Origin of the sequence: Mesorhizobium sp. STM 4661 (assembly GCF_000359125.1) — a bacterium.
Taxonomy (GTDB): Bacteria; Pseudomonadota; Alphaproteobacteria; order Rhizobiales; family Rhizobiaceae; genus Mesorhizobium.
In genome coordinates this window covers 1-13,682 of the sequence record NZ_CAAF010000031.1, presented here as the reverse complement: position 1 = coordinate 13,682, position 13,682 = coordinate 1, and the positions used below count along the sequence as shown (strand labels likewise).

General features: G+C 65.1%; 12 protein-coding genes. 3 read left to right on the top strand and 9 right to left on the bottom strand.

Annotation, left to right across the window (positions count from 1 at the left end):
• Positions 1-2: 2 nt before the first annotated feature.
• A complete protein-coding gene (locus MESS4_RS10845; protein ID WP_006329943.1) occupies positions 3-2,198 on the top strand; it encodes a hypothetical protein in 2,196 nt (731 codons plus the stop codon).
• 57 nt (positions 2,199-2,255) lie between these two features.
• On the opposite strand, the gene MESS4_RS10840 is transcribed toward MESS4_RS10845, so the two are convergent.
• Genes MESS4_RS10840 through MESS4_RS10820 form a run of 5 tightly spaced genes read right to left on the bottom strand, consistent with a single transcriptional unit; the run spans position 2,256 to position 7,026 of the window.
• Positions 2,256-3,056, bottom strand: coding sequence for a LysE family transporter (locus MESS4_RS10840; RefSeq protein WP_244441114.1), 801 nt, complete (start codon positions 3,054-3,056; stop codon positions 2,256-2,258).
• Positions 3,053-4,231: a hypothetical protein gene (locus tag MESS4_RS10835; protein WP_006329941.1), complete on the bottom strand. Its 1,179-nt coding sequence runs from the start codon at positions 4,229-4,231 to the stop codon at positions 3,053-3,055. Before MESS4_RS10835 ends, MESS4_RS10840 begins: the two co-directional genes overlap by 4 nt.
• Positions 4,232-4,287: 56 nt before the next feature.
• On the bottom strand, positions 4,288-5,298 hold the full coding sequence (locus MESS4_RS10830) for a succinylglutamate desuccinylase/aspartoacylase family protein (RefSeq protein WP_006329940.1): 1,011 nt from the start codon (positions 5,296-5,298) through the stop codon (positions 4,288-4,290).
• A 9-nt stretch (positions 5,299-5,307) separates the two neighbouring features.
• Positions 5,308-5,652: a RidA family protein gene (locus MESS4_RS10825; protein ID WP_006329939.1), complete on the bottom strand. Its 345-nt coding sequence runs from the start codon at positions 5,650-5,652 to the stop codon at positions 5,308-5,310.
• 48 nt (positions 5,653-5,700) lie between these two features.
• Entirely contained in the window at positions 5,701-7,026 is a 1,326-nt protein-coding gene (locus MESS4_RS10820) for an alanine racemase (RefSeq protein ID WP_006329924.1), read from the bottom strand.
• 77 nt (positions 7,027-7,103) lie between these two features.
• Between MESS4_RS10820 and MESS4_RS10815 the strand changes: the two genes are divergently transcribed.
• A complete protein-coding gene (locus tag MESS4_RS10815) occupies positions 7,104-8,045 on the top strand; it encodes an amidohydrolase family protein (RefSeq protein WP_006329916.1) in 942 nt (313 codons plus the stop codon).
• On the opposite strand, the gene MESS4_RS10810 is transcribed toward MESS4_RS10815, so the two are convergent.
• From MESS4_RS10810 to MESS4_RS10795, 4 genes are read right to left on the bottom strand one after another with little or no spacing between them, the layout of a single operon-like run.
• Complete coding sequence (locus MESS4_RS10810) at positions 8,019-8,990, bottom strand: ABC transporter permease (protein ID WP_006329915.1); 972 nt, start codon at positions 8,988-8,990, stop codon at positions 8,019-8,021. The genes MESS4_RS10815 and MESS4_RS10810 overlap by 27 nt on opposite strands.
• Complete coding sequence (locus tag MESS4_RS10805; RefSeq protein ID WP_006329906.1) at positions 8,987-9,952, bottom strand: ABC transporter permease; 966 nt, start codon at positions 9,950-9,952, stop codon at positions 8,987-8,989. Before MESS4_RS10805 ends, MESS4_RS10810 begins: the two co-directional genes overlap by 4 nt.
• Positions 9,949-11,457, bottom strand: coding sequence for a sugar ABC transporter ATP-binding protein (locus tag MESS4_RS10800; RefSeq protein ID WP_006329904.1), 1,509 nt, complete (start codon positions 11,455-11,457; stop codon positions 9,949-9,951). The genes MESS4_RS10805 and MESS4_RS10800 overlap by 4 nt, the downstream gene beginning before the upstream one ends.
• A 19-nt stretch (positions 11,458-11,476) precedes the next feature.
• Positions 11,477-12,529 carry an ABC transporter substrate-binding protein gene (locus MESS4_RS10795; protein WP_006329902.1) on the bottom strand — a complete coding sequence of 351 codons (1,053 nt, stop codon included), beginning with the start codon at positions 12,527-12,529 and terminating at the stop codon, positions 11,477-11,479.
• 257 nt (positions 12,530-12,786) lie between these two features.
• On the opposite strand from MESS4_RS10795, the gene MESS4_RS10790 reads away from it, so the two are divergent.
• The gene (locus tag MESS4_RS10790) at positions 12,787-13,572 is read left to right on the top strand and encodes an IclR family transcriptional regulator (protein WP_244441113.1); all 786 of its coding nucleotides are present in this window, start codon (positions 12,787-12,789) and stop codon (positions 13,570-13,572) included.
• Positions 13,573-13,682: the final 110 nt, after the last annotated feature.

Genomic DNA, 13,682 nt, shown 5'->3' with positions numbered 1-13,682 from the left:
GGTTGCTGAAACGAAAGGCGGCGACGATCCTCGTCGAGGCAGGCCGTCTGGATGAAGCCATACCGCTTGCCTTGCAGGCCGAGGACTGGGGCCTTGCCGGCAAACTCATATTGAGCCGCGCGGAAAGTGTGCTGGCGCAAGGCGGCCGGGCGACTTTTATCGACTGGTGCGGCCGATTGCCGGAAGCGCTGATGAACGGCTGGCATTTTTATTGGCTGGGCGTGGCCCATGTGCCGGACGACGTCGCCGCGGAGCGCTGGCTGGCGAAGGCATGGCAGGCCTTTGGCGAGGCCGACGATCCGCGCGGCCTGTGTCTCACCGTGTCGCGCGCGGTGCTGGTCAAGACGGCCAGTTGGCGGACCTACGAAGGCCTTTCCGTGTGGACCCGCCGGGCGTTCGAGCTGATCCAGCGCGGCCTGCCGGAACTGCCTGCCGAGGAAGCGATGCTGGTGCGCATCGGCATGATGCGGGCGCTGAACTTCGCCGAGGACTACTACCGCAGCAGCCCGGCCGGACAGGCGCTGGAAACCGACCTGCTCGAGCGGTTGACCAGGAATGCCGGGCAGGATCCGAGCGGATTGCGGTTGCTGGCGAGCGAAACGCTGATCGATCTTTCGGCGTCGACCATGCGGGCCGATCTGTTCGCCAAGGCCGTCGACAGCGTCATCGACGATTTGGGCGACAAGGATGTTCTGCCCTGGATTCTCGGCATGTGGCTGGTCGCCTTCGGCGCGGAGAGTGGTCGTTACTTTCCCTACAAAAGAAGGAATTTTCCCTATCCGTCGTCCGAAGCGGCGTTGCGGGCGGCGATCGCCATTGGCGAGCGTGAAGCGCTCAAGAGCGTGGAATTCGGCGGGCTCTACCATCTCCAGATGCAGATGAAGGTCCGCAACGATTTTGCCGAGTTCCACCAGGTGGTCGGACGATTGGCCGAGATCGGCGACAGCCGCTTCACCACGCAGGTGGCCGTCGTTGCCGATTGCCACGCAGCGCTGCATGCACGGCAAGGCGATTTCACGGCCGCCTACCGGGACTGCGAGCGCTTCATGGCGGCGATCGAGGCCGCCAACGAGCCCATGGTCGAGCGCTGGCCGCATTACATCACGAAGTTCCAGGTGCTGCTCGCCGACAGGAAGCCGCGCGAAGCGGCCATGCTTCTTGGCGAGTTGCTGCCCAGGCTGGACGGCGGCGCCCACAAGCGGAGCGAGATATGCATCCTGGCGGCCGGCGCCCTGGAAAGCTTGTGGGACGACGATCCACATTATGGCGACCGGCTGAAGGCCTTCCTGGAGGCGCTGCGCGAAATCTCCTGGCCGATGGTGCTCCTCAACGTCCCGGAGCTGCTCGGCGAATTGCTTGGCGATGCGCTCGAGCGCGGCATCGAACCGGAGCTCTGCCGCTCGTTGATCCGCGAACGCCGGCTGGGCGTGCCGCAGCGGCGGCCGGCGGCCTGGCCCTGGCCGCTCAAGGTCCATGCTCTCGGCGGCTTCCGGCTCGAACTCGACGGAGAACCCCTCCCTCTCGGCGCCAAGCCACCGACCAAGGCGCTCGACATATTGCGGGTGCTGGCGATCTCGAAGGACAACACCTGTTCGATGGAAACCCTTCAGGACTGGTTGTGGCCCGACCTTGACGGCGATCAGGCGCGGGCGGCGTGCGAGCAGGCGCTGCACCGGCTGCGCAAGCTGCTCGGGCGGACCGACCTCATTGCCCAGCGCGAAGGCAAGCTTCGCCTGGCGTCGGACAGGGTCTGGGTCGACCTTGCCGACTGGGATGCTCGGCTCAAGGCCGTCGCGACAGCCAATGGCGGGGCACTGCGCCTCGACGTTGAGGCGCTCTTCCTCGCATTCCCCGGCCCGTTGTTTGTGCACGAGCGAACCAGTTCCTGGTCGCTCGCCGCTTCCGAAAGAGTGCGTCGCGACCTGATCGATCTGGGGTTGCGGATCGGCCAGCGGATGGAGGCGACCGGCAACGCCGATCAGGCGCGTTCCGTCTATCTCAGGGTCTTGGATTTCTATCCGGATGCCGGCCCGATCTGCAAGGCGCTGATCAAGGAGCGGCTGTCGCGCCGTGATTTCGAAGGCGCGGTCGACGATTATGCACGCTACGAGCGGGCGCTGCGTGCCGCCGGAGAAGGCGGGCCCGCGGCCGAAATCCGCGCCCTGGTCGATCCGCATCTCGCGCGGCAGGCGCGCTGACGAAAATTCTCCGCGCGGCCCAGCAAAACTCCGGGTAATCGTGAGCCCGGCTATCACTCAAGCGCCTTTCAGGATGTTTGCAGCCAAGACAAGGGCGGCGAGGATCAGAACGAGGCCGGCGACAATGTCCATCCGCTTGCGATGGATCGGGCGGTCGAAACGGCGGGACAGGCTCAACCCGGCCAGGCTCCAGCCATAGAATTTGATTGCGGAGGCGGCGAGGAACCCTGCGGCGAAGCCTGCCTGTTCCTCGCTGCCATAGCTGAATGAGAGCACCCCGACGAGAAACATCGCCTCGAGCCAGACCAGCGGATTGAGCCAGGTGACGGCAAGCATCGAGCCGATCGCCTGAAATCGCGACTTGCAGCCTGCCGCAACCTCCACGCGGGATGTCCCGTTGACCGCAAGCAAGATGCGCGCTCCCCACAAGGCAAGAAATCCGGCGCATGCCGCCTGCAGGATGCCGGAGATCGCGGGATTGTGCGTCAGCAGCGTTCCAAACCCGCCAATTCCCATAGTCACCAGGGCGATCTCCGAGACGTAGCCGGTGGAAGCGACCGCGAAAGGATGGCTGCGAGTCAATCCCGCCTGGACAAGCATGAGGTTCTGGGGCCCGAGGGAAAAGATCAGCCCGAGGCCGAACACGAAGCCGGACACCGTTGCCGGCGACAACAGGGCGTCGGCCGTCATGCGACGCCACCCGGCTTTTTTGCTCGTGCATTCTTGCGCATTTGCTGCCTCCCACGCATCGCAGTGTGGAAGGCAGGCACATATGGATGACTTACGGGATAACGCCGGCGGTGCTTTTTTCAGGTTCACGGCTCCCGAATTCAACCGGGCACTGATCGATCTGTTCAAACAGGCAGCGCGGCTCCTATCCAGTCCAGACGCGCGGCGGGGACGAGGCCGTAATTATAAAAATTGATGCCGTCGACATCGGGCGCCAGCGCCGGCTTGACCTTAGCGGCAAGGATGTCGGGGGCGGCCATTTCCGGATAGAATAGCCGGTAGCCGGCGCCGAAGAATTTCCCGGTTCCGAGCGTGGCGCGGCCGGCCGCCATCAGGCTTGCGACATCGCCGGCCTGCATGTCGTATGCACACAGGATCGCCCCGTCGCAGACCTTGCCGAGTGCCGCCAGATCGCAGCCGCCGAGCCAGCCGTCCTTAAGATCGATGATGACGACATTCGTTGCGGGATGGGCCACCTCGCGCAGTTCCGCGACCAGGCTGGTCACCGGCTCGAAGCGCCAGATGAGATAGGCATGGAGTTCCGGCCAGGGCAGAAAGGTGTCGAGGCCGCTGGCGGGAAAGTCGGGAAAGCGCCGTTCGGGCACCGCGCGTTCGCAGGTCTCGACGATCCACTGGCCGACGCGCCTGCGCGCCGCCTCGCCATCGACGCCGGCGCCGGCCGCACGGGCGAGGCAGGACGGGCAGAAGCACAGCGACAGCAGAAAGTCGTCTTCCGGCGTCAGCCCGACACCATCCTTCTCGTGGTGATACTCATGGGCAAAGCCCATGAAGGACGGGCTTTCAAGCTCGATCCTGTCCGGCCTGTAGCTGTGCGTGACATCAGCGACCAGCGCGCGGACATAGGCGCGCGCATCCGGATGCGACGGACAGAGATTGTAGTAGTTGGCATCGCCGAAGGCATTGCGGGTGACCGCCTGCGGATGCAGCATGCCAAGGCGGGTGTTGTGCAGGCAGACCGTCCAGCAGGAAACTCCGAGCCCGCCCGCATCGCGCCTGCGGACAAGGCTACCAAGCACGTCGCCACCTTCGGCGATCACGTCCGCGACCTTGGGCTGGATGGCGAGACTGGCCCAGCGTGCCGCCGTCGGCCTGAAATAAATGGTGCCGTCTTCCGGGAAATAGGCCTTCCGGCGCGGACTGCGCGGCTGCAGGAAGCGGCCGGCATGATAGGAGGTGGCGAGGCTGATCATGTTGAGCCCAGCGCGCTCGACAAGATCGCGTTCGACCGTTTCCAGGCCCATATCCTGAACATCCCAGGGGTAGGTCCACATCGAAAGCTGCATGAAATATCCTCAGTTTCTGAAAAGACGTCACGGGCGGACGCCGGGTTGGATTCCCATCAGCCTTCCACCGGTTCGGCGACCTGCATGAGACAGTCTCCCGCCTCGCACATCGTATGCAGCCGGCGCGACAGCACGATGCCGCTTTCGGCGAAATACAGGGCTTCCTCGACAAGGTCGAGCCGTTCGAGATCGTGATACCAGCCGGCTAATTGTCCTGAACTTACACTGTCGCCAAGCTTCACGGCGGGCTCGAACCAGCCGCGACGGGTGGCGTAGACGCCCTGGCTGTGCCGGGACAGCGAAAGCAGCCGTGTCGGCGCCGAAGGTTTCGATGCCGGCGCCAGAACCGGCGCGTCGACCACGCCCAGCGCGACCATCAGGCTGTCGAGCGCCCGGGCGGTGATCGCCATCGAATCGACCGTGGCGGTGCCACCGCCGCCGAACTCGCCACTGATGCCGATGGCGCCGGCCCGGCGCGCCGCACCCATCGAGGTTGGCGAGGCCTCACCATTGTCGGCCACGAAGCCGTAAGGCATGCCAAGCGTGCGCATCAGCTCGACCCCACGCCGGTGGCGCTCGGGATCGGAGTTGCGCTCGACAAGTGCTGTCGGCAGATGTTCCATCGACGTGCCGCCGGAATGGATGTCGAAGACGACGTCGTGGCGTGGGAACTGCTCCGTCTCGAGGAAATTCGCGAGCCGGCTGGTCGGCATGCCGGACGGGTCGCCCGGAAAGGCGCGATTGAGATTGCCGCCGTCGAGCGGCGAACAACGCTTGGCGGCCATGACCGCCGGCGCGTTCGCCATCGGCAAAATGGTGATGCGGCCCCTGATGCGCTTCGGATCGAGCCGGCGGATCAGCTTTGCCAGCGACAGCTCGCCCTCATATTCGTCGCCGTGATTGCCGGCCATCAAAAGCAGCGAGGGACCTTCGCCATTGCGGATGAGGCAGATCGGCACCTTGACCTGGAAATAGGGCGAACGGTCGACCGAAAAGGGAATGCTGAGATGACCTGATGTCTTGCCATCCCGGTCGAAGTCGAGCGTGTGGGCGAGGCCGGTGTGCATGGCGCCGGCTCAGACCGCGGCGACCGCTGTGACCTCGATGCGCAGATCGGGATCGGCCAGACGCGCCTCGACGCAGGCGCGCGCCGGCAGGCGCTGAGGGTCGACCCAGGCATCGTAGATGCCGTTCATCGCCTCGAAGTCGCCGATCTGCGGCAGGAAGATGTTGACCGCCACAAGCTTCGACTTACTGCTGCCCGCCTCGGCCAGCAGCGCCTCGACCTTGGCCAGCACGTCGCTGGTCTGGCTCTCGATGCCGGCCTTGCGGTCGTCGGCCACCTGGCCCGCTATGTGCACGAGGCCGCCATAGACGACCGCCTGCGACATGCGGGAGCCGGACTGGAAGTACTTGATCATATCGGATCCTTTCGAGGTTCTCTTTTTGGCGGCCGCCGCACGATCCGGTCAGCCGAAATAGGTTGGGAAAGCGTTGCGGACATGCCCGGTCGCATCGACGCCGAAGATCACGCGGTAGCGATCAAGGCAGGTGCAAGGATGGGAGATGCCGAATTCGACAACGTCGCCGACGGCGAGGTCGGCGTCAGCGCCGAGCGACAGGAAGGCGTGCTGGTCGTTGAGCTTGACGACCTCGGCGCGCGCGCCCAGCTGCGGCAGCGGCCTGCCGTCACGGAAGACCGTCAGCACCGTTGGAAAGCCCTGATCGAACGACACGTCGCGCATGCCCATGCCGCAGATCGCCAGGCCGGGTTCGGGCCGCGACAGCACTTCGGCCCACAGGCGCAAGGCCGGGCGAAAGGAACTTCGCGCCGAGGCGCTGACGCCACCGACCGCAAAACCCTTGCGGGAATCGAGCGCGCCCAGCGAGCGGTCATAGATGCCGTGGTCGTGGAAGAAGATGGCGCCGCTGCGCAGCACCAGCGTCGCATTGCCGTCCCTGGAAACAACGGGCGAAAGTGCTGCGACCACCTTGTCGAAGAAGACCGAGCCGCCGGCGGTGGCGATCAGCGGCACATCGCCGCCGAGGCGGGCGCGAAGCCGCAGGAACATGTCCGACACCATCGTCAGCAAGGCGGATATCACCTCGTCGGTGCGGCCAGGCTCGGGTTGCGCCGCTGCGCCTTCGTAGGTGGCGACGCCGGCGATCAGCAGCCGTCCGCCCGCCGCTGCTATCGCATCGGCGATCGCCTCAGCCTGCGTCGTGGTCCGGGCACCCGCCCTGCCCGCGCCAAGTTCGACAAGCACGCGCAATGGCGGCAACGCCGCATTGGCGCGCCACGCATCGGCAAGCGCGTTCACGGCGTCAACCGAATCGGCGAAGACATGGAGTTCGGCGTCCGGCCAGGCGGAGGCGAGCGCGGCAAGCCGGTTCGCACCGCCCAGTCCTCCGACCTCGTTGGCGATGATCAGCCGCGTCAGGCCGGCTCTGAGCATCACCGTGGCCTGCCTGATATCGGCGACAGTCGTGCCCCACGCTCCGGCCTCGACCAGCGACCGGGCAAGGTCGGGCGCCATCGGCGTCTTGGCATGCGATGCGATCACGGCTCCCTGTTCGCGCGCATAGCGCAGGAACAGGTCGCGATTGGCGGCAAAGGCCGCCTCGTCGAGGGTCAGCACCGGCAGCGACATGCGTCCATCGGCCGGATGCCATTGCTCGGATGCGACAAGGCTGGCATCCAGCCCTGCGGTGCCGGGAGGCACGCCACGGATGCGATCGTCGAGCGAAAATTTTTCCTGGGCCGCGAGCGGCGGGACCGGTGCGTTTTCTATCATACGATGCTAGCCCTTTTACCCCTACGGAACGACAGCCGGGCCGATTGCCGGCGCCGGCCGCACCCTGAGAGCGATGCATGCCAAAGCCTTACTCCGGACCGATCATCGATGCCCATCATCATCTTTGGGATCTCGGCCTTGGGCGGCATCCCTGGCTCGCCGCCACCGCCGACGAACGCGGCGGCCTTGGCGAACTCGGTCCGTTGCGCCGCAACTATCTGCCCGACGACTATATGCGCGACGCCAGCCGCCACGATGTCGTCGCCACCGTCCATGTCGAAGCCGGCTGGGCGAGCGACGACTGCGTCGGCGAAACGCGCTGGCTTGAAACGCTCGACAAATCGCGGGGCGTGGCCGCGCGCTATGTCGTTCACGTGCCGCTGGCGAGCCCGAGCGCTCCGGCCCTGATCGAGGCGCAGGCCGCTTTCGATCGCGCCGTCGGCGTACGCGACATATTGAGCTGGGATCCCGATCCTGCCCGCCGCTTCGCTGCCCGCGACGGCATCATGGACGACGCGGCCTGGCGCGCCGGCCTTGGCCTGCTCGGCGGACACCGGCTTGCCTTCGACCTGATGGTGTTTGCGCGCCAGCTCGCCGATGCGGCGCGGCTTGCGGCTGCCTTTCCCGACCAGCAGTTCGTCCTCAACCACTGCGGCAGTCCGATCGACCGCGACGCCAACGGCATGCAGGCGTGGCGCGACGGGCTGCGGCTCTTGTCCAAGCGCGAGAATGTCGCCATCAAGATATCGGATCTGGTCGCCTACGATCATGACTGGACGCTGGATAGTTTGAGGCCGGTGGTCCTGCATTGCATCGACTGTTTCGGCATCGAACGCGCCATGTTTGGCAGCGACTTCCCGGTCGCCGGCCTGCACGCGTCGTTCGATGCGGTATATGACAGCTTCAAGGCCATTACCGAGAACTTTTCCACGGACGATCAGACGGCGCTGTTCTTCGGCAATGCAAGGCGCATCTATCGGCAGGGCGATGTGTCATCGGCGGGCCTGCTCCCTGCCTGAGAGCAGCAACAGGCCCAGGATGAGCGAACCGAACATGACACTGCGCCAGCCGGGCGAGGCGTTGACGACGGTGATCAGCGCGGTGATCGTGACCAGCAGGATGGCGCCAGGGATGGTGCCGGCATAGGTGCCGAGCCCGCCGAGGATCGAGGTGCCGCCGAGCACCACGGCGGCAATCGAGGCGAGCAGATAGGGATCGCCGATCCCGACATAGCCTTGTCCGTTCATGCCGAGCACCAGCACGCCCGCGAGCCCTGAAGTGAAGCCGCTGATGCCGTAGACCGCAAGCGTCGTGGACGTGACCGGAACCCCCGACAATGCCGCGGCCAGCGAATTGGCACCCATGGCGAAGATGCGGGCGCCAAAGGAGGTCGCATGCATTGTCGTCAACACGATCACGGAGACAAGCACCCATAAAAGCACGCCTGCCGGAATCCCGGCCGGCCGCGCATTGCCGAGCCAGCGGACCACAGGGTTCTCGGCGGTCACGGCGCTGCCGCCGGCGATGATGATCAGCAGACCCTGCAGGAATGTCGCCATCGCCAATGTCATGATCATGGGATGAACACGCAACAGCGCCACGCCCAGCCCATTCACCAAGCCGATCGCCGTCGTCAAGACAAGAACGGCGAGGATGCCGGTAACGCCGGTCGGATCCGCCTGCCACGACAGCAGCGGCAGGCTGACGGCACTGACCGTGACGATGGCCGCGACGGAAAGATCGATGCCGCCGGCGATCACCACGAAGGTCTGGCCCGCCGCGACCAGGCCGATGACGGCGCCCAGCTCGACCAGATAGCGCAAATGGCCATAGGCGCCGAAGCCGCGCGAAGCAAAGCTTGCCGCGATCCAGACCGCCGCAACGATGGCAACCGTGAGGAACGGCCGGCTGCGCAGGATCGTCAAGGCGCGCCTGCCATACGCGCTGTCTTTCCATGCTGTCATTGCTGCACCTTGCGGAATTGCGGGATGGCAACCGCCCCGATGATGATGAGGCCCTGGGCGACATACTGGGCGACCGGCGTGAAGCCGAGGAAGAACATGACGCTGATCATCAGGCTGAGCAGCAGGCTGCCGGCAAGCGCACCGCGCATCGTGCCCTGGCCGCCGAGGAAGCCGATGCCGCCGAGCACGGCGGCGGCGATGGAGTTCAGTGTGAAGGCGGCGCCGATGACCGGATCGCCCGAGCCCGTTTGCGCGGCGACGAACAGGCCGGCGCCGGTGGAAAGCAGGCCGCTGATCGCGTAGGCCGCGATCCGCGCACCGTCGACCGGCACGCCGGAGCGATAGGCGCCGACCGGATTCTCGCCGGCCGCATAGAGGCTCAAACCCAGCGGCGTGGCGAGATAGAGCTTCCACAAGAGAACGATGAGCACCAGCACCACGAATGCCGCGGGCGTGTTGCCGGCAAGCAGGTCGGAAAGCCATTCCGGAATGGCGCCGCCGGGCCTTGGCAGGATGAGCAGTGCCGCACCGCCGATGATGAACGAACCGGCGAGCGTCACCACGATGGCCGGCAAGCGAAGCCTTACAACGATGAAGCCGGTCGCGGCACCAATACCAAGACCGGTCAGCGCCACCGCGGCGGCGCCGCCGGCTACGCCCAGCGGCCCGGTCATCGTGGTTGCGGCGATGACCGCACCCAGGCTGACCATTGCGCCGATGGCCAGGCTGATGCCGCCAGTGAGCATGAGGATTGCCTGGGCCATGGCGACCAATGCCAGCGGAAACCAGCTCTGGGTGAATTTGGCGAAGCCGGAAGCGGTCAAGAGCCCTGGAAAGAGGAAGCCGTAGGCGAAGAGGAACGCCAGAACGACCGCAAACAGGCCGCGCACACCGACATTGCGGCGCGCTTGCACTGGCCAGTAGAGCGCACCGGCCTGGCCTGCAGAAGGAACTGTGCTCATGCCGCAACCTTCCGCTGTTCGGCGCCCATCGCGGCGGAAACGATGGCTTCCTCGCTCAATGCCCCGCGATCGAGCATGGCGACGATGCGGCCTTCCCGGACCACAGCGACGCGGTCGCAAAGGTGCACCAGCTCCGGTGTGTCGGAGCTGAGCAGCACGACCGCCTTGCCGGCCGCGGCGAAATTTCGAAGCATCATGTAGATCTCACGCTTGGTCTCGACATCGACGCCACGCGTCGGATCGTTGAGGAGCAGCACAAGCGGATCGTGCGGCATCCATTTCGCCAGCGCCACCTTCTGCTGGTTGCCGCCCGAGAGCGCTTGCGCCGGCCGGTCGAGGTCGCCCTTGATGGCAAGCTGGGCGGCGAGGCCTCTTGCCGTCTCGCGCTCGGCGCGGCGGCTGCGCAGCTTCAGCGCCGGCAACCTTGCGAAGGCGGGCAGCATCATGTTGGCGATGATGGGGTGGATCAGGTGCAGGCCTTCGCGCTTGCGGTCGGCGGGCACATAGGCGAGGCCGAGCGCGTTGGCTTTCGGCACGCCGCCGGGCAAGCCCGAAGCACCGTTGACAGTCGCCGATGCCGTGCCGGCCGGGATCGCGCCATAGAGGCCGAGCAGCAAGTCCTCCTGCCCCTGCCCGACCAGGCCTCCAATGCCCAGCAACTCGCCCGCCCTGATGTCGAGATCGACGTCGCGCATCAAGCCGGCCGAAAATTTGCGAACCGAGATAACGTCGGCAGGCGGTGCCGAAGGTTGCCATCGCGGAAACAGATCACCGGGATCGCGGCCGACCATCAGCCGTACCAGCCCGGCAGCGTCGGTTCCTTCCAGGGTGCGGTCCGCCGTACAAGTGCCATCCTTCAGAACGGTGACATGCTGGCACAGCGTCATGACTTCGTTCAGCCGGTGCGAGATATAGAGAATGGCGATACCCTCGCTGCGCAGCCTCTCCAAAAGGTCCGTCAGGATCTTTGTTTCGGTTGCCGACAGCGACGAGGTGGGTTCATCGAGAATGAGCACGCGTGGCGTGCGGTAAAGCGCCTTGGCGATCTCCACCATCTGCCGGCGGCCGAGCGGCAGATGTCCGACCGGCGTCGACAGCGGCTCATGAAGCCCGACAAGATCGCAGGCTGCCCCGGCCCGCGCGGCGAGTTCGGGATAGTCGATCAGGCCGAACCGCTTGGGATAGGCACCAAGGCCGATGTTTTCGGCGATGGAGAGACTGGCCGTCAGGCTGAGTTCCTGCTGGACGACGGCGATCCCGGCCTGTCGCGCATAAGTGGGGGTCATGCGCGACACAGTGTATCCATCGACCTCGATCGTCCCGCCGTCCGGGCGCAAGGCGCCGGACAGGAGGTTGATCAGCGTCGACTTTCCGGCGCCGTTCTCGCCGAGCAGCGCATGCACGCGGCCCGGCTGGAGAGCGATGGAAACGTCGCGCAGGACGGGGTTGCCGAAGAAGGACTTCGACACTCCCCGCGCGGCAAGAAGCGGAGCCCTGGTGACCAATTTCTGCGGCCTTTCTGGCTTATTTTCCAGCCAGGAGCTTCTTGAACAGATCCTCATCGTAGGGCGAATAGATGTAGCCGTCAGCCGGAAAATCGGCCGCCCGGGCGAGGTATTGATCCATGTTGGAGTTGTCGATCACCGGCAGCGGTATCTTGACGAAAGCCGGCACGTCCTTGCCTTCGAGCGCCTGGACGGCGGTGTAGGTGGCAAAGGCGCCCAGCCAGTTCGGCTGCATGGTCGCCCAGCTCTTGAGGCCCTTTTCCTTCCACAGCTCGAGGAACTGGCGGGCGTTCTCGCCAGTGATCGGCACCTGTTCGCGACCCTGCTTGTCGAGGGCGAGCACGGCGCCCGCCGAGAGAGCGCCACCGAGCGACAGGATCCCGTCGATCTCTGGATTGGCGAAGAGCAGGCTGGTGACGGCTTCCTGGGCAGGCGCGACATTGTAGGGCGTGTTGGTCTCTGCCAGGACCGTCACGTCAGGATGGGCCTTGAGTGCCGCGTCGGCACCCTTGCGCCTGTCATCGCTGACCGAAACGCCGGCCGGACCGTTGAGGATCAGGATCTTGCCCTTGCCGCCGATGGCGTCGATCAGGAACTTGGCCGCCTGATCACCCCATTGGGCGGAATCGGTGTTGACCTTCGCGGTTACGTCGTCGGTGTCGACGAGGCTGTCGAAGTTGATGATGGCGATGCCCTTGGCGCAGGCGTCAGCCAGCACACGCGCCGGTGCTGTCGACGAACCGGCAATCAGGATGATGGCATCGACATCGGAGTCGATCATCGACTGGATCTGCTGGATCTGGACGTTGGCGTCGCCCTGGGCGTCGGTCACGACGAGCTTGTCGACCAGCCCCTGCTTCTTCAGGGTCTCGACTTCGGCTTCGATGGTGCCTTGCGTCTGCTTCATCCAGGTCGGCACGGAATAGATGTTGGCCCAGCCGATCGTATACGGCGCCTTGCGGTCGCCCTTGATGCATTTGGCGGCGGCATTGGCCTGCGAGCCGGCCCCTATCGCCAGGAGAAGACCGAGGCAAAGGGCGCTGGCGGATGCGAAAAACGATGATTTCATCATGATTGTTCCCCTTCTGTGGTTGTGTCCGGACGTGCGGGTTCGGGACGAGAGAACCCGCCGGTTGCCGCGTCACGGAAACCGTCTGTTCTCTCGTCAGGACCTTCTGCGCCTGGCTCATTGGTGTCTGATATTTCAGACAATGTGTCTGTATATCGGACAAATTGGATGCTAGACTCAGCCTTGACATCTTTCAAGCGTCTTGAGACGAGGACCGAAATGATTTTAGCGCGGGTACGGCTGGCATGAGCGATGGCGCCATGGGTCGAATCGAAATGGAAGCCGGCGCGGAGCCGCGCAATGGCGAACGGCGGCGCGGCATCGACCGCGTCATCATGCTGCTCGAGGCCTTGCTGAAGCACCGGGCGCCGATGCGCGTCGGCGATATCGCCAGGATGATCAACGCGCCGCGCTCGACCACCTATGAAATCGTCAACAGCCTGCTCGAAGCCGAAATGCTCGAGAATGTCGGAACCGAAGGCTACGTCTATTTCGGGCGGGCGATGCATCTGTTCGGCTGGGCCTATTCGCATCACAACGCCCACTACCGGCGCATCATCGAGACGCTGGACAAGATGGCCGCGGAGACCGGCGAGACCGTCCAGTTGTGCGGCCTGCGCGGCAACAAATATGTCGTTCTGGACTGCCGGGACTCGCCCGGTCCGTTCCGGATTTCAAGCGATGTCGGCGTCGAGGTGCCGATCCCGTGGACGGCGTCGGGGCGGCTGCTGGTCGGTCATATGAGCGAGGAGGCGTTGAGGACCTTCATTCCGGCGGGCGACTACAAGCTTCCCGACGGCCGCACTATCGCGCCCGACGAGTTCTTCACCGACGTCGCCCTGGCGCGCCGGCAGGGCTTCAGCGAGACCGCTGCTCTGGCCGACCGCTTCACCTGGTGCATGGCAGCGCCCATCCGCGACGGCCACGGCGCCGTCAACAGGACGCTGTGCTTCGTGCTGCCCGTGGACACACCGGAAGCACGGCGGAGCGAACTGCTCGCGCTGCTGCGCGAGCGTGCCGGCGGATTGTCATTGGTGGGAAGTTAGAAGCGAAGAACAGCATCAAAACTTTCACCGAAGGCGATTTGCACGGGGTGCAGAAAAATGGCCGGGCTCGAATGCGGCCCGGCCAAAGGAAGGTTTACAACCTTCAGAGG